This is a genomic window from Pseudoalteromonas sp. APC 3250 (assembly GCF_030407915.1).
In the GTDB taxonomy this organism is placed as follows: Bacteria; Pseudomonadota; Gammaproteobacteria; order Enterobacterales; family Alteromonadaceae; genus Pseudoalteromonas; species Pseudoalteromonas tetraodonis.
In genome coordinates, this window is the sequence record NZ_JASDCM010000007.1 from 104810 (window position 1) to 130640 (window position 25831).

19 protein-coding genes and 1 tRNA gene are annotated in these 25831 nt (G+C 40.3%); 16 read left to right on the top strand and 4 right to left on the bottom strand.

What is annotated here, in order from left to right:
• Positions 1 to 45 precede the first annotated feature (45 nt).
• The 8 genes from QL986_RS09605 (at position 46) to QL986_RS09640 (ending at position 9769) form a co-directional block, all read left to right on the top strand.
• Positions 46 to 2280, top strand: coding sequence for a choice-of-anchor A family protein (locus QL986_RS09605; RefSeq protein ID WP_138764646.1), 2235 nt, complete (start codon positions 46 to 48; stop codon positions 2278 to 2280).
• 150 nt (positions 2281 to 2430) lie between these two features.
• Positions 2431 to 2781 carry a 3-phosphoshikimate 1-carboxyvinyltransferase gene (locus QL986_RS09610; protein WP_249365147.1) on the top strand — a complete coding sequence of 117 codons (351 nt, stop codon included), beginning with the start codon at positions 2431 to 2433 and terminating at the stop codon, positions 2779 to 2781.
• Between the two features lie 190 nt (positions 2782 to 2971).
• Positions 2972 to 4375: an undecaprenyl-phosphate glucose phosphotransferase gene (locus QL986_RS09615; protein ID WP_138764648.1), complete on the top strand. Its 1404-nt coding sequence runs from the start codon at positions 2972 to 2974 to the stop codon at positions 4373 to 4375.
• The gene (locus QL986_RS09620; RefSeq protein WP_138764649.1) at positions 4359 to 5573 is read left to right on the top strand and encodes an outer membrane beta-barrel protein; all 1215 of its coding nucleotides are present in this window, start codon (positions 4359 to 4361) and stop codon (positions 5571 to 5573) included. The genes QL986_RS09615 and QL986_RS09620 overlap by 17 nt, the downstream gene beginning before the upstream one ends.
• Positions 5570 to 6091: a polysaccharide biosynthesis/export family protein gene (locus QL986_RS09625; protein ID WP_013464725.1), complete on the top strand. Its 522-nt coding sequence runs from the start codon at positions 5570 to 5572 to the stop codon at positions 6089 to 6091. The genes QL986_RS09620 and QL986_RS09625 overlap by 4 nt, the downstream gene beginning before the upstream one ends.
• Positions 6092 to 6115: 24 nt before the next feature.
• Entirely contained in the window at positions 6116 to 8323 is a 2208-nt protein-coding gene (locus QL986_RS09630; RefSeq protein ID WP_138764650.1) for a polysaccharide biosynthesis tyrosine autokinase, read from the top strand.
• An 11-nt stretch (positions 8324 to 8334) separates the two neighbouring features.
• Positions 8335 to 9063 carry a CpsB/CapC family capsule biosynthesis tyrosine phosphatase gene (locus QL986_RS09635; protein ID WP_290191486.1) on the top strand — a complete coding sequence of 243 codons (729 nt, stop codon included), beginning with the start codon at positions 8335 to 8337 and terminating at the stop codon, positions 9061 to 9063.
• Positions 9056 to 9769: a VpsP family polysaccharide biosynthesis protein gene (locus tag QL986_RS09640; protein WP_290191487.1), complete on the top strand. Its 714-nt coding sequence runs from the start codon at positions 9056 to 9058 to the stop codon at positions 9767 to 9769. Before QL986_RS09635 ends, QL986_RS09640 begins: the two co-directional genes overlap by 8 nt.
• Positions 9770 to 10514: 745 nt before the next feature.
• On the opposite strand, the gene rsmF is transcribed toward QL986_RS09640, so the two are convergent.
• Positions 10515 to 11954, bottom strand: coding sequence for a 16S rRNA (cytosine(1407)-C(5))-methyltransferase RsmF (gene rsmF / locus QL986_RS09645; protein WP_290191488.1), 1440 nt, complete (start codon positions 11952 to 11954; stop codon positions 10515 to 10517).
• A gap of 264 nt (positions 11955 to 12218) precedes the next feature.
• Between rsmF and QL986_RS09650 the strand changes: the two genes are divergently transcribed.
• The 6 genes from QL986_RS09650 to QL986_RS09675 all read left to right on the top strand — a co-directional run bounded on the left by QL986_RS09650 (position 12219) and on the right by QL986_RS09675 (position 21088).
• Positions 12219 to 12932: a GntR family transcriptional regulator gene (locus QL986_RS09650; RefSeq protein ID WP_024601689.1), complete on the top strand. Its 714-nt coding sequence runs from the start codon at positions 12219 to 12221 to the stop codon at positions 12930 to 12932.
• 336 nt (positions 12933 to 13268) lie between these two features.
• The gene (gene prpB, locus QL986_RS09655; RefSeq protein ID WP_013464731.1) at positions 13269 to 14147 is read left to right on the top strand and encodes a methylisocitrate lyase; all 879 of its coding nucleotides are present in this window, start codon (positions 13269 to 13271) and stop codon (positions 14145 to 14147) included.
• A 25-nt stretch (positions 14148 to 14172) separates the two neighbouring features.
• On the top strand, positions 14173 to 15300 hold the full coding sequence (gene prpC, locus QL986_RS09660; RefSeq protein ID WP_290191489.1) for a 2-methylcitrate synthase: 1128 nt from the start codon (positions 14173 to 14175) through the stop codon (positions 15298 to 15300).
• Between the two features lie 113 nt (positions 15301 to 15413).
• Complete coding sequence (acnD, locus tag QL986_RS09665; RefSeq protein ID WP_028835889.1) at positions 15414 to 18023, top strand: Fe/S-dependent 2-methylisocitrate dehydratase AcnD; 2610 nt, start codon at positions 15414 to 15416, stop codon at positions 18021 to 18023.
• Between the two features lie 12 nt (positions 18024 to 18035).
• The gene (gene prpF, locus QL986_RS09670) at positions 18036 to 19211 is read left to right on the top strand and encodes a 2-methylaconitate cis-trans isomerase PrpF (RefSeq protein ID WP_290191490.1); all 1176 of its coding nucleotides are present in this window, start codon (positions 18036 to 18038) and stop codon (positions 19209 to 19211) included.
• A gap of 581 nt (positions 19212 to 19792) precedes the next feature.
• Positions 19793 to 21088, top strand: coding sequence for a diguanylate cyclase (locus QL986_RS09675; RefSeq protein ID WP_024601685.1), 1296 nt, complete (start codon positions 19793 to 19795; stop codon positions 21086 to 21088).
• Positions 21089 to 21135: 47 nt separating this feature from the next.
• Here QL986_RS09675 and QL986_RS09680 read toward each other — a convergent pair whose 3' ends face one another.
• Positions 21136 to 22035 (bottom strand): transporter substrate-binding domain-containing protein, encoded by a 900-nt coding sequence (locus QL986_RS09680; protein ID WP_033102524.1) that lies wholly within the window; start codon positions 22033 to 22035, stop codon positions 21136 to 21138.
• A gap of 196 nt (positions 22036 to 22231) precedes the next feature.
• On the opposite strand from QL986_RS09680, the gene QL986_RS09685 reads away from it, so the two are divergent.
• Positions 22232 to 23155 carry a hypothetical protein gene (locus QL986_RS09685; RefSeq protein WP_016899868.1) on the top strand — a complete coding sequence of 308 codons (924 nt, stop codon included), beginning with the start codon at positions 22232 to 22234 and terminating at the stop codon, positions 23153 to 23155.
• A 36-nt stretch (positions 23156 to 23191) separates the two neighbouring features.
• Here QL986_RS09685 and QL986_RS09690 read toward each other — a convergent pair whose 3' ends face one another.
• Positions 23192 to 23965, bottom strand: a complete 774-nt coding sequence (locus QL986_RS09690; RefSeq protein WP_033102523.1) for a transporter substrate-binding domain-containing protein — start codon at positions 23963 to 23965, stop codon at positions 23192 to 23194.
• Between the two features lie 530 nt (positions 23966 to 24495).
• Between QL986_RS09690 and QL986_RS09695 the strand changes: the two genes are divergently transcribed.
• Positions 24496 to 24993 (top strand): transposase, encoded by a 498-nt coding sequence (locus QL986_RS09695; protein ID WP_290191491.1) that lies wholly within the window; start codon positions 24496 to 24498, stop codon positions 24991 to 24993.
• A 578-nt stretch (positions 24994 to 25571) separates the two neighbouring features.
• Here the strand turns inward: QL986_RS09695 and QL986_RS09700 are convergent.
• Positions 25572 to 25648 (bottom strand) — tRNA-Val (locus QL986_RS09700).
• Positions 25649 to 25831 lie beyond the last annotated feature (183 nt).

Genomic DNA, 25831 nt, shown 5'->3' on the forward strand with positions numbered 1-25831 from the left:
TAAACTTGGTGCCTATAATGCACTTTTTCATTTTCGAGGGAAAAAATGACTAACTCATTACTTAAATTTAAAAAGATAAGTGCAGTGATCGCACTTACTTTAGCCAGCTCTACAACACTAGCTGCAGACTTAGGCGTAGCCAATAATTTTTCAGCATTTGTTTTTAATGATTTTAAATCGAATTTTGGTCGTGCAGATGGCGCTATTGCAGCTGGTGAAATTGATCTTAAAGGTTACAGTGTAGGTTACACTCGCCCTTACAGCCCTGAAGAATATTACTTAATTAGTGAATCTACTATCGACTTTAAATATGGTCGCCAATATGTAGGTAGTATGATCGCCGGTGGTGGTACTGACATTCACTGGGGTGTACGTTGGGGAATGGAGTGGGGCTCTAAAATCCTTTCTAACCAAGATCAATCGGCCATGCCATTTAATTTTGATGAACAAGAGCAATACTACAAAGATTTAAGTACGCAATTAAGTGAACTGGATGAAACAGGTATAGTTTACCGTAAATGGGGAGGCCTTTATTTACAAGGTGATGGCAGTTCTGATACACAAGTATTTAATTTAGATGCTCGTGACTTTGCTAAAGCGCATACTTTTAAAGTATGGGGTATACCTGCTGATGCCACTATAATTTTTAATATTACAGGTGATGACAACGTAGTTGTAAAAGGCAAGAGCTTTGCACGTTTACGCCACCATGCAAGTAAAACCGTATTCAACTTTACTAATGCACAAAAACTCGATATCAAAGGCAATCGTTGGCAGGGTGTAATATTAGCACCATATGCTGATATTAGGGGTGTATATGGTACAGCAAAAATGCCTATTATTGGCCAAAGCTTTTACGGTTCAATGGCGCTATTAGGTGGTGAATTTGATGGTAACTTACCTAGTACAGTAGCACCTGTTTGTAACGAAATTAATATCGTTGATAAATGGAATTGGACTGCCAGTGAATATGAACCAACTTATGTTGATGTAATTTCTACGCCATTAGCTGCTCAGTTAAATGATGATAATGGTGATGGTTTAATAAATGAGCTTGATGTGGTTGATATTATTGCTGTTACTTTTGACTCTGTGCAATTTAAAAAACGTGGAATTGTAAGAGCTCTTAGTGGTGTTGATGGCTCAGAACTATGGTTAACTAAGGCCCAAGACGGATCTGTAAGTTACAATCATGTTAACACTCACCAGTATTATTCTATTGCCGTAGCTGATCTAGATAATGATGGGCTAGTTGATATATTTGCTTATGACTCTGTAAATAAAACATTAAACATATACAGTAATGAAGGTTTACTCAAAAAATCAATACCTCAACAAGTTGAAGGTTTACTATACGGTAGTACTACAATCGCCGACTTAGATGCAGATGGTTACCCTGAAATATTGTTTGGAAAAGTTATTTGGGATTTGTATGATGATTCTGTCACTGCGTTACAGATACCAAGTAGTCATTCTTTTTTACGTGTTGTTGAGTCTACAGTCGTTGATGTTGACTTGGATGGTGTTCAAGAAATTCTTGCTAATGGTATTTTATATAACCAATATGGAGAAGTTATTTGGTCAAAAGGCACAGATAATGGTGAGACATTCGCATTACCAGTTAATTTTGACAATGATGCTTATCCTGAAATAGTTCAAACAGACTTAGACGGTACCATAAGCTTATACGATCATGAAGGTAATAAATTGTGGAGCGTAAAAGCAGCATCAGAGGGAGCAGGTGTAAGTTCACTGGCTGACATTAATGGTGATGGCATTCCTGAAATAATTAATGCCGGATACAATGAAGTTAGGGTTATTAACTCTAACGGTGCTATTTTATCTACAACACCTATGAATGACATCTCTAGCATGCGAGTGGGTACAGTGGCTTATGATTTTAATAATGATGGAAAATCTGAAGTTATTTACCAAGATGAAGAAAAGTTAGAGGTTTTTGATTTTAATTTAAACCAAGTTATTTACTCTACTACTCAGTCATCTGGCACATTACGTGAGTATCCAATTGTAGTTGATTTAGATGGTGATGGTTCTGGTGAAATTATTTCTGGATCTAATAGACTTCTATTAGGAAATAAACAGCCGACTAATGGCGTGCATGTTAAAACTACAGGTAGTTGTAAATGGGCTCCTGCAACACGTATATGGAATCAGCATTCTTACTCAGGTGCTAATATAAACCAAAACGGGTCACTTCCATTACAACAAGAGAACAGCTGGGAAAAGTCTAATACTTTCCGTTCGGCTAATCTTAAATAATAACCTCTCTTTAAAAGCCAATTATTTTTAATTGGCTTTTTATTATTGAAACCTGTAAAAGTATTTTTAAGTTAATTAGTTATTGTTTAATCTGAGGTTTTTTTGTCAAACTTAAAGCATGATCCTGCAATTAGAAGTTTGCTGGAGCGAATGCCTAAAAACGTTCAAACTACGTTTACTAATGAACAGCTAGCCCATTTAAAAATAGCTATTGGTGCTAGGCAGTGGGGTAACCATACTGTTGATTGTAGAGGCGTAGTTAAACTATTTAAATACCGATATTACTACGTATTATTAGCAGGTCGAAATAGGCGCGAGCTTAACGCTAAAGAACAAAAAATAGCTAAAATGACACAGGCTTTTTTACTCAGTGCTGCGATTACATTTTTATTTTTATTTGTTCTGTTGGTTATATATTTAATTAAATCGGCATTGGGAATTGATATTTTTGAAGGTTATTCGTTTGGGGTTTGGAGTTGGTTTAAAGGGTTATTTAATTAAACTTAAATAAAATGTGAGTATTTATTTTAATACTTAATGAACAAAGCAAGAGTTAGCTAAAAGATTTAAACATGAATTTTAGTACTTTTGTCGGAATCAGCAATTGAACAAAATTGGCTAATACTATATTATCCCCGTGGATTTTGTGAGGTGCTACTCACACTGAATTAGCTATAAGGAATTAAGCAAAATGACATCTCCAAGGACATTTAAACCCTCAGGTTCCTCTGATGCCAATTTTTACCGACTATTTGATATATTTGCGTTGTTTTTAGCGTTTCAGTGTGCAGCTCTTCTTTACAATTTTAAACTCACTCCTATTTATGCTGTTTCTGCACTCACTGTTGCACTTAGCTACTTGTACAGTGCTGAGCTGTTTTCTACTTACCGTTCTTGGCGTGCTGGCAAATTTAGAACAATGGTAATGTGTGCGTGGGGTAGTGTGCTCATTGCTTTTGCGTTTTTATTAGTCGTGTCTTTTGTATTTAAGTTTACCGAGTCGCTTTCTCGCGTGGGAATAGCTATTTGGTTTTTACTAAGTGTAGCTTATTTGTATATTTGGCGTTTGGGTGCTTATTTGTATAAACGCAATCGCCGCAAGTTAGGACTATCGCAACGCAATGTGGCCATTATTGGTGCTACAGAGTCTGCTGCTTATTTACATGCTGAAATTGTAAAACACGATGAGTTAGGGTTTAACTTTAAAGGTTTTTACGATGACAGAAGCCCTGAACGTTTATTTGAACAACTCGAACAGCAAGGTGTTGAGGGGCGTATACAAAGTGCGGTAGACGCAGCACGCAATGGCGAAATAGACATACTTTATATAGCCCTCCCCATGAAAGCACAAAAGCGCATAGCTGATATTTTATTACAGCTAGGTGATACCACAGTAGATGTGCACATAGTGCCTGACTTTTTACTCTCAAACTTAATACATGCTCGCATTGAGCATGTGGGTGATGTTGATACATTAAGCGTGTTTGAAGCACCGTGTATTGGTGCTCATGAATTTATAAAGCGCACAGAAGATATAGTCGTTTCAGCTATTATTGTTACTTTAATCACCCCACTATTATTGACTATTGCTGCCGCAATAAAGCTGACATCTAAAGGGCCTATTATATTTAAGCAAGATCGCTATGGCTTAGATGGCCGCAAAATAAAAGTGTGGAAGTTCCGCTCGATGACGGTGACCGAAAACAGCGATGTGGTGACTCAGGCAACTAAAAACGATGCCCGAATAACTCCGTTAGGTGGCTTTTTGCGCCGCACTAGCCTTGACGAACTGCCGCAGTTTATAAATGTTTTAAAAGGCGATATGTCGATTGTTGGCCCAAGGCCTCATGCGGTTGCCCACAACGAAGAATACCGAAAAAAAGTAGAGTTTTATATGTTTAGGCATAAAACCAAACCGGGTATTACCGGTTGGGCACAAATTAACGGCTGGCGCGGCGAAACAGATACTTTAGATAAAATGGCCAAGCGAGTTGAATACGACCTACATTACATTAAACATTGGTCTTTATGGTTTGATGTTAAAATAATTTTTATGACAATTTTTAAGGGATTTAAAAGTGAAAATGCGTACTAATACAATTACCACTTTACTCGTTGCGTTGGGCTTAAGTGCACCTGCATTGGCGGTAGAATTACAACCAGGCAGTGTAATGACTAAAGACGGCGCCGAGATTACACCTACGCTACAGTTAGGCGTGAGCAGCAACGACAACTTTTTTATGACGCCGTCTGCCACTCAGTCACGTTTAATATGGAACATAGCGCCGAGTTTAAATGCCTTAATTGAAGACGGCCCTGATAGCTATAAATTTGATATTGCATCAAGCACGTCGTTTCATAATAAAGACACAACCGATAACTTTACTCAAGTAAATGTGGGCGCAGGTGTACATAAAGAGTTTACTAGTCAACACCGTTTAGATGTTACTGGTGATGCCGACTGGTTGTACGAGCCACGTGGTGGCGGATTAACTGAAGGCCAGGGCAGTGCGCTAGATGAGCTTGTAAACTACCAACAACAAAACTTAACTGCTCGCTACGAATACGGCGCACAAAGCTCTAAAGCCCAGGTTGCTTTAACAGCGGGTTATTATAACAAAAATTATCAAAATTTTACGGCCATATCGCAGTACCGTGATTACGATAAACCGATGTTGGGTATTATTGGTTACTATAATACCCAAGCTGGTACGCGTGCCTTTTTAGAAGTAAAGCAAGAAAACTATCAATACGATGTTATTGATTCAAACGGTATTTCACGTGACTCAGACGACGTAAAAGTATTATTAGGTATGGAGTGGGAAGCCACAGCGGTTACTACTGGCTCATTTAAAGTGGGTTATCAAAATAAAGATTTTGAGTCGAACCTGCGCGATAACTTTAGTGGTTTAAGTTGGGAGGCTGCTGCAGTTTGGAAGCCGTTAACCTATTCAACTTTACAACTAGTTACCAGCCGTGCCGCTAAAGACCCGTTATTAGAAGGCGATTACATTCGCGAAAGTGTTTACGGTGCAACGTGGCAGCATGATTGGAGCGACTACTTAAGCTCTGTAGTAAGTGCTAATTATGTTGACCAGCAATACTCTGGTAATTTTAACCGAAAAGATAAAGTAAAAAATGCCCGCCTAGGTTTAAATTATTTAGCTAGTAATTTTGGTATGGTAACAGGCTATGTTGATTTTATTGATCGCAATTCTACCCAGACTAATATTGAATTTGACCGCGTAATTGTTGGCCTTAACTTTACATTTGCATTAAAGGGAAATGAATGAAGGTTAAAATTTTAACGGGCTTAATATTATTACTGAGCTTTTGTAGTTTTGCGAACGATTCGCAAAACTACATTTTAGGTGCGGGTGATAAAATAGAAATAAAAGTATTTGGCCAGCCTGATTTAGATGTAACCTCACTGCTTGGTAATAGCGGTGAGATTAACTATCCATTTTTAGGTAAGGTTAAACTGGTGGGTTTAAGTGTTTCGCAAGTTGAGCAAACAATAAGCGAAGGGCTGCAGCCTGATTACTTAGTTAACCCTAACGTGTATGCGCAAGTTATAGAATACCGGCCTTTTTATATACATGGTGAAGTTAAAGAGCCAGGTGCATATCCTTACCAACCAGCCATGACAGTAAATCAAGCAATAGCATTAGCCGGTGGGTTAACCGAGCGTGCCTCGGTTGATAAAATATTTATTTTTAAAGAGCAAACCAAACAGCAGCAACAAAAAGGTAGTTTAAACAGCCAAATTGCGGCAGGTGACACCATAAAAATAGAACAGCGCTTGTTTTAAGCAGTTTAAGGCAGTAATAATAAAATGAATACACACTCTGAAAAGCCTAACAACAACGAGGAAGTTATTGATTTAGGTGCTTATCTTAATGTTATTAAGCAAAGCAAATGGAAAATTTTAGGTTTTGCTATTGTAGTTACATTGCTCACTATAATGGTTGCTTTAACTTTAGTGCCTAAATATGTAGCTACAGCCACTTTATTGATTGAGTCGGAGCAAACCAAAGCGGTCAGCTTTGATGAAATTTATGGCTTAGATTCCACCAAAAAAGAGTACTATTTAACCCAGTTTGAAGTGATTAAGTCAAATAGCATTGCCCGTGAGGTAATTACTAAACTTAATTTAAAAGATCATGCCGATTTTATTGCTAAACCTTCACTTACAGGTGAGTTAAAAGGCATGGTTAAGCAGTTACTGCCCTTTTTAAATAAAAAAGAAAGTTCTGATCTTAGTGAAGAGGAGCAAGCAGAGCGCGAGATGTTAGGTTTGCTTGCTGCATTCAAGTCACGTTTGAGTGTCTCTCCTATAATGAAAACGCAATTAGTGCGTGTAAGTTTTGAGTCGAGCGACCCTAAGCTGGCAGCTTTAGTAGCTAATACAGTAGGCGAGGTTTACATAGAAAGCCAAATGCGCGCTAAAATGGGCATTACCCAGCAAGCATCAAGCTGGTTAAACACGCGTTTATCTGAATTACGTATACAACTAGATAGCTCTGAAGTACGTTTACAAGCTTACCGAGAAGAACAAAAGCTGGTTGATATAGAAGGTATAGCAGGCCTTGTTACCCAAGAGCTTGAGCAAACCTCAAAACAGTTAGTTGATGCGCGTGCGACTAAAAATAACCTTGAAAGCATAAATCGTGTTATTAACGAATATGGTAACGATAACATAGAGTTACTTGGAAGCATGCCTGAAATTACTTCGCACCGTGTAGTACAAGATGTTAAACGCGAGGTTGTACTTGTTGAGCGTAAGGTGAGTGAGCTTAGTGAAGTTTACGGCCCTAAACACCCTAAAATGATCTCAGCTAAAGCTGAGCTTGCAACCGTAAAAACTAACCTTAATAAGCAAATTAAAGGGTTAATTACCGGTATAGAAAAAGAGCTTAACAGAACAACGCGAACTGTAAATGCGCTTGAGCGTGACTTAGCTAAAATTCGCGCTGAATATCAAGATATTACCCGCAAAGAAACCCAATATAACCAACTAAAGCGTGAAGTAGAAACAAATCGTAATATTTTTAATACCTTTTTATCTCGCTCTAAAGAAACTGAAGTAACCAGTGACTTTAGCTCTGCAGCTGCGCGCTTTACAGACCGTGCTTTTGCACCAAATGAACCGAGCAAGCCTAACAAAAAGTTAATTGTTATTTTAGCCTTTGTAGCCAGTTTTGGTTTTGCGGTGGTAATGACTTTTGTTTTTGATGCCTTAAACGATACAGTTAAAAATAAAAATGATGTCGAAAATAAACTTGCTCAGCGTATGTTAGGATTATTACCGCATGTTGTAGTGCCTAAAAAGAGCTTTTTCCCGATACATGCTTATTTAGAAGATACCTATCGCCGCTTTGCTGAGTCTGTACGTACCTTACGCACTAGTTTATTGCTTACCCATCTTGACCGAGCGCATCAGGTTATAGCGGTTACCTCTACTTCACCAGGAGAGGGTAAAACCACCACCTCTGCTAATTTAGCGATGTCGTTGGCACAAATGGGCAAGGTATTACTGATTGATGCCGATTTACGTAAACCAACATTAGCTAAACGTTTTGATATACCGGTATTTCACCCAGGTTTAAGTAATTTAATGATAGGTACTGAGCAATTAACTGAGTGTGTGCATATTGATATTCAATCGGGTGTCACTATTATGCCAAGCGGGCAAATACCGTCTAATCCACTTGAGCTTTTATCAAACCCACGTTTTGCTGAATTACTTGGCGAGTTAAAAACACAGTACGATCACATTATTGTTGATACTCCGCCCACACAAGCGGTAAGTGATGCATTAGTAATCGCACAAAGTGTTGATTCGGTAGTATATGTTGTTAAATCCGACATAACCCGTATTAAGCCAATTACAGCCGGCCTTGAGCGTTTATTTGAGGTAAAAGCCCACGTTGCCGGTGTAGTACTTAATAAGGTAGATATGAGTAAATCTAAAGATGAGCATAGTCATGGTTACTATGATTATTACGATTACTCACAGCAACCAGAAAAGCCTCAAGTGTAATTAAGTAATTTATGATTGATATTCATACGCATATTTTGCCGGGTATTGATGATGGCGCTAAAGATTTAACTGAATCTTTGGCGCTTTTGAAATTGGCCGAAAGCGATGGTATTACTCATATGGTGGCAACGCCACATATACATGTGGGGCGCTTTAATAATGCGACGGCTCAAATAAAAAACGATTTAGAGAGTTTAAAGCGAGAGGCAAAAAAAGAAGGTATTAATGTAAAGTTGGCTGCCGCTGCTGAAGTACGTTTAGACATAGAACTGATGGCAATGGTGATGGCTAATAAACTGCCTTTTATTGGTAAAATAGTAGACAAAAGCGTGTTGTTATTAGAGTTACCGCATTCACACATGCCGCAAGGTTACGATAAGTTTATTCAGTGGCTCGCTAAACAAAATATACGCGTTATTATTCCGCACCCAGAGCGTAATCGCGATATTCAGTCAAATCTTTATTATATTCAACACTTAAACCAATTAGGCTGCGATTTTCAGCTAACGGCATCGAGCATTGAAGGTGAGTGGGGCGAAAGCGCACAAACTATAGCGTTACAAATGCTAAAAGATGGTTTAGTGAACTATGTTGCCTCTGATGCCCATTCAGTAAAGCGCCGACCTCCTATATTGAGCCAAGCTAGAAAAACAGTAGCGCAGTTAATAGGTGAAGAGCAGGCTACAATGCTTTTTATAACTAACCCGCTGCAGCTAACCGAGTGCTTATTTAATGACTAAATTAAACATGTTCAAGGTAGTTCCTGCTGCTATATTAGCCATGATAGTACTTGTTATCGCTTATACCAGCATGCAAAGTATGCGTGCAAATGCGTGGTACTTTAATGCACTTAATATTGTGCAAGAGTCGGATGGTGCTTTATCTGGCTCATCGCTTCAGGCGGCAGAAAATGCAATTACATTGGCTACTAATATGGATCCTGAGCATCCTCATTATTGGCATTTTTTAGCCCATATAAAATTACTAAGCCTCAGTGGTGTTGATACCACATCAAGTGATCAAGCCGAACAAGTTAAGCAAACATATCAACAAGCTGAGCAGGCGTTATTAAAGTCGGTTGAGCTTAGACAAACTTGGGCACAAACTTGGATGAGCTTAGCGCAGGTTGTAAGTTATCAAGAGGGGCCAACAGAGCGGGTATACAATTATATTCAGCAAGCCAAAAAAGTAGGCCCATATAAGTTAGATATTCATTTAGGCATTATTCAAATTGCGTTAATGCACTGGAGTGAACTACCACCTACCTACAAAGCCCTTTATGTGAATGAGCTTAAATTAGCTTCTAAATATGGTTATAAATTTTATGATGTGTTTAGTATGGCTGAGCAAATGAACCGTTTGCCAATAGTGTGTTTATCGCTGCAATTTGGTTCTCATTATGAGGCTATCAGAGGCAGCTGGATGTTTAATAAATACTGTGGTTAAAACACGAGCCACGAGCTTCGAGTAACGGGTTTCGGGTAACGGGCCTTGAACCTCGCAGCTCGTCTACTCTGAACTTTAACCTTTTTTGAACCATAGAGAGCACCGAGGCGCTTCGCGCTGCACAGAGAAAAAGCTTCAATTTTGGAAATCTAATAACTAACAACAGTTCTTTAATCTTTGTCTTTAATTACTTTCTCTGTGTTCTTCTATCCTCTGTGGTAAATAAATCACTAAGTTCTTATTGTAATGCCCAGGTCCGGTTGTCCGATCCCCGCAACCAGTTAGCTATCTCCTAAAACCTTTATTTTTGAACCACAGAGAACACCGAGGCGCTTCGTGCTGCACAGATAAAAAGCTTCAATTTTGGAAATCTAATAACTAACAACAGTTCTTTAATCTTTGTCTTTAATCACTTTCTCTGTTTTCTCCTATCCTCTGTGGTAAATAAATTTTTAAGAGCTTATTGTAATAATAGGACTAGGTGAGGGATTAAGCTCGTAACCCGACTCTCGCAGCCCGTTAACTTTCGCCTAGACAAAAAAAGACCCAGAGCTATAAGAACTCTGGGTTATAGAGGGGCTCGTATTTGAGCCCTGCGCTAACTAAAGACACTTTCAGATTCTTAGGGAGAAGAAGAAAGTTATTTAAGTATAGTCAAAAGTGCTAAAAATACACATTTTTGTTCGTTTTTTATACTGCCGTAATTACAGTAAGTTACATTTGTTATGCACATCTTTATTAGAGTTTACGCCCAGTTTATTAACTGCGTATTTTGTACTAAATCTCGTGGTAAAGAGTTTTTAACTTTATTTTTTTGCCATTTCCCTAAGCCAATAGGGCAACCACATAAAGTTAGGATCACCTCGCCGCTGGATTTGGTTACCTCTTCTAGGCGTATATCTTTACCATTAAAGTAATCGTTAGCCTGTTCATTGGTTAATGCCAGTACATTACTTTTACACTGCTTACCAAATACCGTTGCAAATTCGTGCGTTAGGCGTACGCCATTTTTATGAATAACGCCTACCTGAATACCTAATCGCGCATATTTAATTTTGTTTTGTATCGCTTCAAATTCATCAGGAAACAGCCAAAGCTCTTTGTCGCGTTGTTTTAACGTACCTGGCAGACTCGTTAAACCAAATTGCTTTTTAAGGAAGCTCATAAACGCAGCACTTTGTTTACTATCAAAGTCACTAAAGGGGAACGCGCCTTTTTTAACTTTTAATGTTTGGTTTTCGCAGCTGCTGTGCTTTTTAAATTTGGCAATAAAAAAGCCTTCGCTGTCAAATGTTTGCGGCCAAACATATAAGTAGCCCTCTGTGGTGGTTGCTTTATCAGCCCCTGGGAATAAGTCGCTTAATGACTCAGGGCTTATATATTCGCCAAACTCATCTAATAATGCGCTGCATACTTGTTGGTTTTCGAGTGGGGTTAACGTACAGGTTGAATACACTAATGTGCCACCGGGTTTAAGTGCGTAAAATGCACTTTTAATCAGATCTTTTTGTACTTGAGCAATGGTAATATTTGACTCGATAGACCAATTTTTTAGCGCGTCACTATCTTTACGTACCGTGCCTTCGCCAGAGCAGGGCGCATCAAGTAAAATGCTGTCGAAGCACTCAAACATGTAATTGCCAAATACCACACCATCAAAATGCGATAGCGCACAGTTACCTACACCCATACGCTTTAATGTCGCACTGAGCACTTTTAAACGTGACGACGACAGCTCATTGGCCACTAGCACGCCTTGATTATTCATTAACGCGGCAAGTTGTGAGGTTTTTGAACCCGGTGCCGAGGCCATATCGAGCACTGTGTTACTGGTTTTAAGGCTTTGCTTTAGTGCCATTGGCGGCAACATTGAGCTTGCCTCTTGCACGTACATAGCCCCGCTTAAGTGTAAATCGGTATTGCCCAGCGCTAGGTTTTGCTCTTCATCGTTTGGGCGCTCTAACCAAAAACCTTCGTCGCACCAAGGAATAGCGGTAAGTTGCCAATTTTTTTTAGCCGCATGGCGTTTAAATTCTTCAACACTCATTTTTAATGTATTAACGCGAACAGATTTACGCAGTGGACGACGACACGCACTTAAAAAGTCATCTAAGTTTAGGTGCTCGGGTAAATAGGTTTTTACGTCGTTAATAAATGGCTCAGGGATGTAAGTGTTTGCGTCCACGATTTGGCTCATACAGTCAAAATAAAGCAGGATAATAGCATTTTTAACGATTTTTTTCAGTGTTAAAAATGAAATAGTAACCCTTAAAAGGTGTCGACATCTTGTTGAGTAAAGCAGCTTAAATACATTTTTTATTATACTTTCGGCTAATAATGTCGACAATGCGGTGGTTTTTCATTCGGTTTAAGTGGTTTTAGGGTTGACAGGTATAAATAATAAGCACATAGTTAGACCATAAATTGTCGACAATATAAAAAATACTTTATGACACAGCACTTGTTAAATGAAACATCTATCACAACCGCTTCCGATAAAGTGTTTGTAGATATGCGCCGCGAAATTGTTGAGGGCAGCATTGCACAAGGCAGTAAAATATCTGAGCCGGAACTTGCAAAGCGTTATGGTGTGAGCCGTGCAACGCTTAGAGAGGCATTAAACCGTTTAGAAAGTTGTTATTTAGTTGAGCGCAAAGCCAATATAGGTTGCCGTGTTGTGGCATTAACCGCAGAGCGTTTAATTGAGGTTTACCAAGTGCGCAGTGCCCTTGAGGGACTTGCATGTAGGTTAGCTGCCGACAATATGGAACCAGATGAAGTACAAGGCTTGAAACAATTACTTAATCAGCATTTGCAAACTCAGCGTGTTAAAGAAGGTGAGTCGTACTATCAAGAAGCAGGCGACTTAGATTTTCATTACAGAATAATCAAAGGCAGTAAAAACGCGCACTTAATTCATTTGTTATGCCACGATCTGTACCAGTTAATAAGAATGTACCGTGTACAAATGGGTATGGTAGGGCCGCGGGTATCGAAAGCGTTTGATGAGCATTTAGCCATTATTAACGCCATAGAAAATCATGATGGTGAGCTGGCCGAAATGCTAATGAAGCGCCATATCAGTGCATCACAAGCAAATATACAAACAAAATTTGATAGATATCAATCAGTACAAGCCACTCAAAATGAAATGGCTAACTAGGGTCTGTTGACCTTTGCGGATTATAATTTGTTCAAACTAGGAGCGGTTTAATCACGGCGCGAGGTTTGTAACCTAGTGGGCTAAGTCAAAACCGAGCAACAAAGAGTAAATCGCTCCTAGGCAGAACCCGAAGGGCAGCGCCTGTTTAGTATTGATGCTGCGTTATCGCCTATTTATGGGGAATAACCACACCACATAGGCTCTGCCTTGCCTAAATACCAAACAGGCTGCTGCAAATTAAATTTTGAAAGGTCAATAGACCCTAATACAGATGTCACATTTTTAAAAAATACTAAGTTGCCAAAGAGCAGCCCCGTTCAAAGTTAGGAGAAGGTAATGTCAGCAGGATTAAAATTTAAACAGGCAATTGCAAATAACCACCCGTTACAAGTGGTAGGTACTATTAACGCGTACACCGCGATGATGGCTGAAAAAATGGGCCATCAGGCTATTTATTTATCGGGTGCAGGTGTGGCTAATGCCTCATTTGGTATGCCAGATTTAGGGATGACCAGCCTTGATAACGTGCTTGAAGATATTCGCCGTATTACCGGTGCTAGCGATTTACCTTTGTTAGTGGATGCCGACACAGGTTGGGGTGGGGCGTTTAATATTGCCCGTACCGTTAAAGAAATGACTAAAGCGGGGGCAGCAGGCTTTCATATTGAAGACCAAGTGGCGCAAAAGCGTTGTGGCCATCGCCCTAATAAAGAAATAGTTACCCAAGCTGAAATGGTAGACCGAATTAAAGCGGCGGTTGATGCTAAAACCGATAGCGATTTTTACATTATGGCGCGTACCGATGCGTTTCAAAAAGAAGGCTTAAATGCGGCGATAGACCGTGCAGCAGCTTGTGTTGAAGCTGGTGCCGATGCGATTTTTGCAGAAGCGGTTCATGATCTTGCTGATTACCAAGCATTTACTAAGGCGATTAATGTGCCTATTTTGGCCAATATTACTGAGTTTGGCCAAACCCCAATTTACACCAAAGAGCAACTAAGCGATGTGGGCGTAGAAATGGTGCTTTACCCACTTAGTGCGTTTAGAGCAATGAATAAAGCCGCACTCAATGTGTATTCGGCTATTTTGAATGAAGGTTCTCAACAGAGCCAAATTGAAAACATGCAAACGCGTGCAGAGCTTTACGACTTTTTAGATTATCACTCGTACGAAAACACACTCGATAACCTTTTTTCAGCAAAATCTGACAAATAATAAAAATTTCAACAGGAGACACATCATGGTAGATAAAGCATTAGGTGGCGCAGGCTTACGTGGCCAAGTAGCAGGACAAACAGCATTATGTACAGTAGGGCAAACAGGCTCAGGTTTAACTTACTGTGGTTACGACATTAGCGAACTGGCTGAAAAAGCGCAGTTTGAAGAAGTGTCGTTTTTACTTTCTCGCGGGGAGCTACCAACATCAAGCGAACTGGCAGAGTACAAAGCAAAACTTAAAAGCTTGCGCGGTTTACCAGAGGCACTAAAAACAGTACTTGAGAACATCCCTAAAGACGCACACCCAATGGATGTAATGCGTACTGGTTGTTCTATGCTAGGTAACCTTGAAATGGAAAATGACTTTAGCGAAGCAAACGATGCGATTGACCGCATGGTGGCAATTTTCCCAAGTATTATTTGTTACTGGTATCGTTTTACTCATGACGGTGTTCGCATCGAAACACAAACTGATGACGATTCAGTAGGTGCACACTTTTTAACGCTATTACACGATAAAGCGCCAAGTGAATTATTTGCACAAGTAATGAATGTATCACTAATTTTGTACGCAGAGCATGAGTTTAATGCCTCTACCTTTACCGGTCGCGTGTGTGCATCAACGCTTTCTGATATTCACTCATGTGTAACTGGCGCAATTGGTACCTTACGTGGTCCACTGCATGGTGGTGCCAACGAAGCCGCCATGGATATGATTGAAGGCTTTAGCAGCGCCGATCAAGCAGAAGATGCACTGATGGGGATGCTTGAGCGTAAAGATAAAATTATGGGCTTTGGCCACGCTATTTACCGTGAGTCGGATCCGCGTAATGTAATTATTAAAAAGTGGTCTGAAAAATTAGCCGCAGAAGTGGGTGACGCTGTGCTTTACCCAGTATCAGTTCGCTGTGAAGAAGTTATGTGGCGTGAGAAGAAGTTATTCTGTAATGCTGACTTTTTCCATGCATCGGCGTATCACTTTATGGGTATTCCTACCAAGTTATTTACGCCTATCTTCGTAATGAGCCGTGTAACTGGTTGGACAGCGCATGTAAAAGAGCAACGTGCAAATAACCGTATTATTCGCCCAAGTGCTGATTACACCGGGCCAGATGCGCGTAGCTACACGCCAATTGAATCAAGAGGCTAATTAGTTAGCGTTTAAGGTGAGCCTAGCTCACCTTTTATTGTTTATAGCGCTGATGATTACTCATTATAGCGCTTTAGCGTACTCTCCTCCGTCACCAAATTAGCGAATTTATTATGACCATTATTAATAACACCCAATACCGTAAGCCTTTACCAGGCTCAAATGTTGATTACTACGATACCCAAGCCGCGGTAGATGCCATTAAACCTGGCGCATACGCTACACTACCTTACAGTTCGCGTGTATTTGCAGAAAACTTAGTGCGTCGCTGTGAGCCCGAAATGCTAACCGATGCGCTTAGCCAAATAATTGAGCGTAAACAAGACTTAGATTTTCCGTGGTATCCGGCACGCGTTGTATGTCATGACATTTTAGGCCAAACCGCACTGGTTGATTTAGCGGGCCTGCGTGATGCTATTGCTGCAAAAGGCGGCGATCCTGCAAAAGTAAATCCGGTTGTACCGACTCAACTGATTGTGGATCATTCATTAGCTGTTGAGCACGCAGGTTTTGATCCCGATGCATTTGAAAAAAACCGCGCCATTGAAGATAGACGCAACGATGACCGTTTTCATTTTATAAACTGGACCAAAACAGCGTTTAAAAATATTGATGTGATCCCACCGGGTAATGGCATCATGCATCAAATTAACCTTGAAAAAATGTCGCCGGTGATTCAAAACCGCGATGGCATTGCCTTCCCAGATACCTTAGTAGGTACCGACAGCCATACCCCGCATGTTGATGCATTAGGTGTTATTGCTGTCGGCGTAGGTGGCCTTGAAGCCGAAAGCGTAATGCTTGGGCGCGCATCATATATTCGTTTACCAGATATAGTGGGCGTAGAGCTTACCGGTAAACGCCAGCCTGGCATAACTGCAACCGATATTGTACTGGCGATTACCGAATTTTTACGTGAGCAACGTGTGGTATCGACTTACCTTGAGTTTTACGGTGAAGGGGCTGATGCACTAACCCTTGGCGATAGAGCCACCATTTCGAACATGACCCCAGAATTTGGCGCCACCGCTGCTATGTTCTACATCGACGATAAAACTATTGATTACTTGCGTTTAACAGGCCGTGATGAAGATCAAATTGCCCTGGTAGAAAACTACGCTAAAACAGCAGGTTTATGGAGTGATAGCTTAAAAACTGCTCAATACGATCGCGTACTCAAGTTTGATTTATCAAGCGTAGGGCGCAACATTGCAGGGCCTTCAAATCCGCATCGTCGTGTATCTACCAGCGATTTAGCAGCGCAAGGTATTTCGGGTGTTGTTGAGAACGAAGAAGGCTTAATGCCAGATGGCGCCTGTATTATCGCCGCTATTACCAGCTGTACTAATACCAGTAACCCGCGCAATGTAATTGCTGCAGGTTTATTGGCGCGAAATGCAAACGCTAAAGGCTTAATGCGTAAACCGTGGGTTAAAACCTCATTGGCGCCGGGTTCAAAAGCGGTGCAGTCGTACCTTGAAGATGCAAACTTACTCACTGAACTAGAGCAACTCGGTTTTGGTATTGTGGGTTTTGCCTGTACTACCTGTAACGGCATGAGTGGTGCGTTGGACCCTAAAATTCAACAAGAAGTGATTGACCGCGATTTATACGCAACGGCTGTGCTTTCGGGCAACCGTAACTTTGATGGCCGAATTCATCCGTATGCTAAGCAAGCGTTTTTAGCGTCACCACCTTTAGTAGTTGCTTATGCAATTGCGGGTACCATTCGCTTTGATATAGAAAAAGATATACTCGGTAAAGATCAGCAAGGTAACGATGTAACCTTAAAAGATTTATGGCCATCTGATGAAGAGATAGATGCGGTTATCAAACAAAGCGTAAAACCAGAGCAGTTTAGAAAAGTATACGAGCCAATGTTTAACTTAACTGTTGATTACGGCGAAGATAACGACCCACTTTACGATTGGCGCCCAGAAAGTACGTATATTCGCCGCCCACCTTATTGGGAAGGAGCTTTGGCAGGTGAGCGCAGTATGACAGGTATGCGCGCGTTAGCAGTACTTGGCGATAACATTACAACCGATCATTTATCACCCTCTAATGCGATTATGGCAAGCAGCGCGGCAGGTGAATACTTAACTAAAATGAACGTACCAGAAGAAGACTTTAACTCATACGCCACTCACCGAGGCGATCACTTAACCGCTCAACGAGCTACATTTGCAAACCCTAAACTATTGAACGAAATGGTATTAGATGAAAACGGAGAAGTGAAGCAAGGCTCGTACGCACGAATAGAGCCAGAAGGTGAAAACACACGCATGTGGGAAGCAATCGAAACCTACATGCAGCGTAAACAGCCACTCATTATTGTGGCAGGTGCTGATTATGGCCAAGGCTCTTCGCGCGATTGGGCAGCAAAAGGCGTTAGGCTTGCTGGTGTTCAGGTTATTGCAGCCGAAGGGTTTGAACGTATTCACCGTACTAACTTAATTGGTATGGGCGTATTGCCGCTTGAATTTAAACCAGGCACAACGCGTAAAACACTTAATCTAGATGGTAGCGAAAGCTACGACGTGAAGGGCGAACCAACACCAGGTGCAACCCTAGAGCTTGTTATTACGCGTAAAAATGGCGAGGTATTAAACGTACCCATGAAATGTCGACTAGATACGCAAGAAGAGCTCTCTATTTATGCGGCAGGCGGTGTGTTACAACGCTTTGCGCAAGACTTTTTAGAAGCCACGCAAGCATCATAAGGACACACGTTTATGTTTAAACCACAAATTAAAGTGCCTGCGACCTATATGCGTGGTGGCACGAGTAAAGGGGTTTTTTTTAATTTAACCGATTTACCCGCACCTGCCCAAGTGGCAGGTGCGGCGCGCGATAGCTTATTATTACGCGTTATTGGTAGCCCAGATGCATACGGTAAACAAACCGACGGCATGGGCGGAGCAACCTCAAGTACCAGTAAAACGGTTATTTTGAGTAAGAGTGAACAGCCCGATCACGATGTTGATTATTTATTTGGTCAAGTCGCCATTGATAAAGCGTTTGTTGATTGGAGTGGTAACTGCGGAAACTTAACCTCTGCCGTGGGCGCGTTTGCCATCAGCAATGGTTTAGTTGATAAATCTCGCGTACCGGATAATGGCATTGCTATTGTGCGCGTATGGCAGGCGAACATTAAAAAAAGTATTTTAGTGCATGTACCCATGACTAACGCTCAAGTTCAAGAAACCGGTGACTTTGAGTTAGATGGTGTGACGTTTCCTGCCGCTGAAGTAAAGCTTGAATTTATTGACCCTGCTGATGGTGATGGTGCGCTATTTCCAACAGGCAATGTGGTTGATGATTTAGAAGTACCAGGTGTGGGGACATTAAAAGCAACTATGATCAACGCAGGTATCCCTACTATTTTTGTAAATGCCAGCGATATTGGTTATTCCGGTACTGAGCTACAAGATGATATAAACGCTGATGAAGCCGCACTCACTAAGCTTGAAACCATTCGTGCCTATGGCGCGGTAAAAATGGGACTAATTAATACTATTAATGAAGCGCAAGCACGCCAACACACACCTAAAGTGGCGTTTGTGGCTGCACCGCTTAATTACAAATCATCAAGTGGTAAGCAGGTTAATGCAACCGATATAGATTTGTTAGTACGTGCAATGTCAATGGGTAAGTTACACCATGCAATGATGGGCACAGCCGCTGTCGCTATTGGCACAGCAGCCGCAATTGACGGAACATTAGTTAATTTGGCCGCTGGTGGCGGTGCTATTAACGAGGTTAACTTTGGTCATCCATCGGGCACACTTAAAGTAGGTGCCGAGGCGGTTGTTACAAATGGCCAATGGCAAGTGACTAAAGCGAGTATGAGCCGCAGCGCACGTGTATTAATGGAAGGCTGGGTAAGAGCGCCATTTGATTATGACTAACTAGCACCCAAAATACGTACTATAGTAAAATAATAAGCCGCGAACTTAACTTAGTTTGCGGCTTTTTTATTCAGTCATTCAATAGGTTGTAAAATGTACTTTGTTGAGGGGTGCCCAATAAACAGCAACATTTTTTCTGTTATGTCGGCAAATATTCACTTATATTAAAATGAACATTAGGGTCTGTTGACCTTTCAAGGTTAAATTTGCAGTAGTCTGTTTGGTATTTAGGCAAGGCAGAGCCTATGTGGTGTGGTTATTCCCCATAAATAGGCGATAACGCAGCATCAATGCCAAACAGGCGCTGCCCGAAGGGTTCTGCCTAGGGGCGATTTACTCTTTGTTGCCTAAATGGATGTAGGTAAGGGGCGTGAGCAGGACGCCGAAGCTTTGCTCGGTTTTTACTTATTCTTACATGGATGTAAGCCAGTAGAATAACGCAGGAGCAGTTATCGAGTCCACTAGGTTACAAACCTCGCGCCGCGATTAAACAGCTCCTAGTTTGAACAAATTGTAATCCGCAAAGGTTAACAGACCCTAGCCCGTGTATTTTTTCAATACAGTTTGTACGGAGTGCATTAATGGATTTATCAAGGCTAAATGCAGAAAGGTTAATACAAAACTTACAAACCGGTGTGGTGGTGCATTCACCAGACACAGGAATTTTGTATGCAAATCCTGCGGCTTTAAATATTTTACGTTTAACAAAAGAGCAAGCGTTAGGGCGCGACTCGTTTGATAGTAAATGGAAATTACTGGATGAATTTCGTCAACCACTGCAGAGTTCTCAGTATCCTGTTAGTGTTGTTATTAAAACCCAAAAACCATTGATGAATCTTGAAATAGGTATATGTGACAGCTCAAGCGACGAAATTACATGGGTGCTATGTAACGCTTATCCAGAGTTTGACGAGCAGAACAACATTGCTGAAATAGTCGTCACTTTTATCGATATTACTCATCAAAAACAAGCTATTCCATTTAAAGAAATTGTTGAATTAGCCAGCGACGTTATTTTAGTTACCGAGGCAAGCCCTATTACTAATGATGGCCCTAAAATTGTTTATGCAAACCAATCGTTTACTAAAGTAACGGGTTATCATTTAGATGAAGTTAGAGGTAAAACGCCGCGCATTTTACAAGGCGCTAAAACTCAACAAGCCACACGCGATAAAATTAGGCATGCGCTAGAAAATAAACAGCAAGTATCTGAGCAAATTCTAAATTATAAAAAATCAGGTGAGCCTTATTGGATTGATATGAATATTTTTCCATTAAAAAATGCGTTAGGTGAGGTGGCTTACTATGCAGCGATTGAGCGCGATATTACAAAAATGAAGCAGTATCAAGCACAACTAAAAGATTTAACCATTAAAGATCCGCTTACTAATTTGCTCAACCGAAGAGGGTTTATGGAAACAGCTAAACTTGCACTTGATGAGTGTATTAAAGACAGCCAGCACTTAACCCTTACGATGATAGATATAGATCACTTTAAGCGCATTAACGATCAATTTGGACACGAAGGCGGAGATAGTGTGTTGCAAAGCATAGCTGCTACGTTTAAATCATTTTGTGACAGTGATGATATTATAGCGCGTTTAGGAGGAGAAGAGTTTTGCATTGTTTCGCCTACCAAATGTGTCAGTACCGTTGTTAAAACCTTAGCAAAGTTGCAAGATCATTTAAAAGATAACCCAGTGCAGTTATCAAGTGGCGGGCAGGTGAGTTATACAATAAGCAGTGGTGTATCAAGTTTGACTTCTGAGTCGTGTTCGCTGCAGGGATTATTAAGAAATGCCGATACCGCACTTTATAATGCAAAAACAACCGGACGGAACCAAACGGTGGTGTTTAACCAAAGCCTCAGACTATGAGTAGATATAACTGAAAACAGGCACGCTCAAATTTAGCTGCCTATGGCTTAATCGAGGTTATAACACTGCTGTTTTTTATTTTTTATAAAGCGCTCAAATTCATTATTTGCACGCATATTCGCTATTTCTGCGTTGATATCATCTAAGATAAATTGCCAATTAGGCGTACTTTTACTGATTTCATAATACAGGGCTTTGTATTCTATGCTTGGCGTTAATGCAACTAGCGCACTAAGCATCCTCTTTTTTTCTCTAGCTGATAATAGTGATTTATAAATACTGGCTTTTAGCACTTCTAAGTCGGCAACAATAAGCTCAACCCGACCATTTAAAAGCAAATGAATAAGCTGATACTCACTGTTAGCAACGATGGTTTTTATTTCGCCTTGTTCAATAAGTTCATCTAATTCTTTACTATTTTTATATGAACGTACCACCCCCATAACCCTGTTTTTTACAGACTCAATACTGCCATCGTAATTTATGCTGTGATCTCTAAGTGCTACAAATGATAAGTCGCCACCAGGAATGGGCTCAGATAACGCCAATAACTGATTACGTGTTTTGGTTAAAATGTTTTCTGACATTACATCGTCACTAATAAAATACTCAGGAAATAAAATATCAGCTTTACCTAATTCAGCTTCACGAACGGCACGCGCCCAAGGGTAAAACTCTATATGTACACCATAGCCGCGTTTTACTAACATGCTTACTGTAAGTTGATATAGCCAGCCCTTATTGCATAAGTGATCGTCTATATAAGGGGGCCAATTAAGTGTAACTAAGCGAAGAACTGTATCGGCTTTTAAATTATAGCCATAGCCGCTTTTGTATTTCTCTCCGGGAAGTGTGATATTTTTATTGTCGACCGTATAGGTTACTGGCGCAGGTTGTGCGTAAGTGAAAAATGATAGTACTAAGGCAGCGATTAAAAATATTCTCATAAGGATAATGCATTTTTATCTTTAATTTTAAGTTTAGTGCGTTATTTGGAATAAACAACTTAAATAGTGAGGTTCTTCTAGTATACAAACAATTAAATATAGCCTTAAAAAGCGATAGCTATTAACATGCAAAGGTAGGTAATTTCACTTTAATACGACATAACAACAAAAAGTCTTTTTACTAGAGGGAATTTTTATGGCTAACAAGCCAATAAGTGAAGACAATCCATTTGCTAATTTATCTGATGTGCAGTGTAAGCAGATCCAAAATTGGTACCAAAAGCATATTTCTTCAACCTTACATTCTTTACTTAAAGGCAGTAAGTCTGGGCAAGTTATTGAGAGTAAGTTAGAAAGTACTTTAAATAAAGCGCTCTCTCAGAGCAAACAGCTTACTACTTATGCTATTGAGGGTAATTCGAGTATTAAATTAAAAAATGCCAGTGTTATGGCTGAGCTTAATGATACCCGTGATTTGTTTTATGGCGCGCAAGTTAAAATAAATAAACTAGAGCAAAAAATAACAACCAGTGCTCAAGAAATACAATTATTAGAGACAGAAAAAAGCGAATTGCAGCTAGAAGTACGTAGCTTAAAGCAACGTTTAAATCACGTACTTTCAAGGCTAGAATCGCAAGGTGTCTCATTCCAAAAAAGCCATTATGTAGGACGTATATTAGTTCAGGCTTTGCGAGCAAGTTTTGAAAATTGGCAGCAAACTCCACAAGGAGAGCCCTTTAAAAATCATGATTTTTACAAGCTTTTCCCGCGTGTTTTGTACTCAAGCTTATTAAAGGAAATAGAAAAACTGCTAGGGGAGCACGATTATAATCAAATCGAGCGTTCACTTAGTGATTTTGTGTTTAAGCAAAAGGGCTCGCCTGTAGAAAATTGGCCAGATGAAGACCCGATTTACGAGACGCGGTTAATTAACCAAAAGCAGTCAGAGCTGTTAATAAAATTACATAGCCAACACCTGCAACGAAAAAACTTTACGTCCTATTTAGAAAAACGCCTTTCTAGTACTGGCTTTACCCATAAACACAGTGATTTATTGATGACGCTGGTTGAGTTTGCGACACACGATGAAAATAGCAAATTTTCTAGTTATTGCCATTAAGTTATTAGTAATGTTATTAGTATTAAAGCAGCACCACTAAATATCATGTTGTTGTAGGCTAAGTATCTTTAATTTGGTTGCTAGGGTATTTTGTGCAAGTGTTTTTTTTACTATTTTATAAAGTGTGTTTACATTAAGTTGGTGTGTAGGGCGAATTAATAATTGGTGTTTATAGGTTTGCGCGACGCGTTCAGAGATAAGCAGCTTTTTTTTACTTTCTGGGTATTTATTCAGGTATTGATTTAAGTAAGAACGGGTAACAATCGCCATATCGCTGCGTTTTTTTAATACTAATTCAATACTTTTTTTATGACTGCTCAGTAACGTCATTTTATATTCGTTTTCAAGTATTGATGGATTGTTTTCAAAGTTTGCTAGCTGATAGTGATAGCCTAAAATCCCAATGAGGGTTTTATCGTCTAAGTTATCAAACCAAGCTTGTGACTTTGCAAATTGCTTTAAAGCAATAAATACTTCGCTGTCTGTTGCTATCACAGGGGAGTTACTGATTATATGGTTGCCTTGCAGCCACCCCCAGTTTGGATCTTCAAAAAATACCGCATCGAACAAACCTTGCTGATAATCTTTAAAGCGCCGAATAGGTGTGGTGAGCACAAGCTCAAAATGATAGTCAGATTGTATTTTATTGAGTTCGCTAATTAGCTCTACGGTAAGGCCTGAAGCACGGCCGTCAACAATCTCTATGTAGGGAGGAAATTCATAGCCACCCACTTTGACTAGGGTTTTAGCTTGAACTTGCCCAGCAAAAATAAATAGCAATAGTAATGTAATGAGTGCGGCAGACTTCACAGGTAAATCCTTTCCTAGAATACTTTCTGATATTTCATCTTATAAGATAGCCTACTTGTTAACATAGTATTAATTTTCAAGCAATAAATTCTGACTTTGCAACGTGATTAAATGGATGTTACCTAATATTTATTAAGGAAGTTTAGAGCGTGTGCGCTTTTTTGGAGCTTTTTGATGTTGGCGTTGCTTGATGGCGGGTGTTTCCCCAATGTCGGGTGGCGCGGCTTCGCCACTTAACTGACCTACGTCCTTAATAATTAACGTAGGTTGGATAAGTCAGAGGCGCCATCCGACGATGTTGGATAATTCGGAGGCGTCATCCGACGATGTTGGATAATTCGGAGGCGCCATCCGGCGATGTTGGATAATTCGAAGGCGTCATCCGACGATGTTGGATAATTCGAAGGCGTCATCCGACGATGTTGGATAAGCCAGAGGCGCCATCAGAAGATGTTGGATAATTCAAAGGCGTTATCCTAAGGTATTGAATAACCCAGAGGTATTAGCCGTTTATTATAAGGAGATTTTTTGTGAGATATCGTAGAAATTATCAACCGGGAGGAACGTATTTTTTTACGGTTAATTTGCAGGATCGTAAAGAGTCATTATTGGTTGAGCATATTGATTTATTGCGTGGGGCTGTGCGCTGGGTAAAAATGCATAAACCATTTTATATTGATGCGTGGGTGGTGTTGCCTGATCATATGCATGCAGTGTTAACTTTACCCGAAGGTGATAGCGATTATTCTGGTCGTTGGCGCGAAATTAAAAAACGTTTTTCTAAAGGCTTGCCTAAAAACGAACATGTATCACTCGCACGCATTAATAAAAATGAACGAGGGATTTGGCAACGCCGTTTTTGGGAGTATACCATTGTTGATGAACGTGATTATTGGCACCATGTAAATTATGTTCATTTTAATCCGCTTAAACATGGTTTGGTTGAACGGGTAGTTGATTGGCCTTATTCAAGCTTTCATAAAGCGGTCGCATCAGGAATGTACAGCCGTAATTGGTGTGGGGAATAATTAATACATTTTATGTCGGGTGTTTCACATACGTTACCAATAATGAACGTAGGTCGGATAAGCCGGAAGCGTCATCCGACGATGTTGGATAATTCGGAGGCGCCATCCGGCGATGTTGGATAATTCGAAGGCGCCATCCGGCGATGTTGGATAATTCGAAGGCGTCATCCGACGATGTTGGTATTGGTTATTACCGGTGCAGGCTTTGCTTTATGTTGGGTGGCGTTTGGTGTTGGAATGTTACCTAATTTATGGTGTTTTACCAATGTCGGGTGGCGCGGCTTCGCCACTTAACCGACCTACGTTCTTTTTTTAATTGGTACGACTGAGTGGATTTGGAGCATTGACCCTTGGAGCGGGTGATTAAGAGTAGGTAGTGCTTTTTCTTGAGGTGTTTTTTTAATTGGTACGACTGAGTGGATTCGAACCACCGACCTTTGGAGCGGGTGATTAAGAGTAGGTAGTGCTTTTTCTTGAGGTATTTTTTGAATTGGTACGACTGAGTGGATTCGAACCACCAACCTTTGGAGCGGGTGATTAAGAGTAGGTAGTGCTTTTTCTTGAGGTGTTTTTTGAATTGGTACGACTGAGTGGATTCGAACCACCGACCCCTACCATGTCAAGGTAGTGCTCTAACCAACTGAGCTACAGTCGTACAATTTGAAATTCTTAAACTTTAAATACAGCATTTACTCATTTTGGTACGACTGAGTGGATTCGAACCACAGACCTCTGGATCGGGTGATCAAGAGTAGGTAGTGCTTTTTCCTTTATCGTACTTTAAATACAGTATTTACTCATTTTGGTACGACTGAGTGGATTCGAACCACCGACTTCT

Coding starts and splice junctions, on each gene's coding strand:
- QL986_RS09605 (WP_138764646.1), top strand. CDS start 46: ATGACTAACTCATTACTTAAATTTAAAAAGATAAGTGCAGTGATCGCA.
- QL986_RS09610 (WP_249365147.1), top strand. CDS start 2,431: ATGCCTAAAAACGTTCAAACTACGTTTACTAATGAACAGCTAGCCCAT.
- QL986_RS09615 (WP_138764648.1), top strand. CDS start 2,972: ATGACATCTCCAAGGACATTTAAACCCTCAGGTTCCTCTGATGCCAAT.
- QL986_RS09625 (WP_013464725.1), top strand. CDS start 5,570: ATGAAGGTTAAAATTTTAACGGGCTTAATATTATTACTGAGCTTTTGT.
- QL986_RS09630 (WP_138764650.1), top strand. CDS start 6,116: ATGAATACACACTCTGAAAAGCCTAACAACAACGAGGAAGTTATTGAT.
- QL986_RS09635 (WP_290191486.1), top strand. CDS start 8,335: ATGATTGATATTCATACGCATATTTTGCCGGGTATTGATGATGGCGCT.
- QL986_RS09640 (WP_290191487.1), top strand. CDS start 9,056: ATGACTAAATTAAACATGTTCAAGGTAGTTCCTGCTGCTATATTAGCC.
- QL986_RS09650 (WP_024601689.1), top strand. CDS start 12,219: ATGACACAGCACTTGTTAAATGAAACATCTATCACAACCGCTTCCGAT.
- prpB (WP_013464731.1), top strand. CDS start 13,269: ATGTCAGCAGGATTAAAATTTAAACAGGCAATTGCAAATAACCACCCG.
- prpC (WP_290191489.1), top strand. CDS start 14,173: ATGGTAGATAAAGCATTAGGTGGCGCAGGCTTACGTGGCCAAGTAGCA.
- acnD (WP_028835889.1), top strand. CDS start 15,414: ATGACCATTATTAATAACACCCAATACCGTAAGCCTTTACCAGGCTCA.
- prpF (WP_290191490.1), top strand. CDS start 18,036: ATGTTTAAACCACAAATTAAAGTGCCTGCGACCTATATGCGTGGTGGC.
- QL986_RS09675 (WP_024601685.1), top strand. CDS start 19,793: ATGGATTTATCAAGGCTAAATGCAGAAAGGTTAATACAAAACTTACAA.
- QL986_RS09680 (WP_033102524.1), bottom strand. CDS start 22,035: ATGAGAATATTTTTAATCGCTGCCTTAGTACTATCATTTTTCACTTAC.
- QL986_RS09685 (WP_016899868.1), top strand. CDS start 22,232: ATGGCTAACAAGCCAATAAGTGAAGACAATCCATTTGCTAATTTATCT.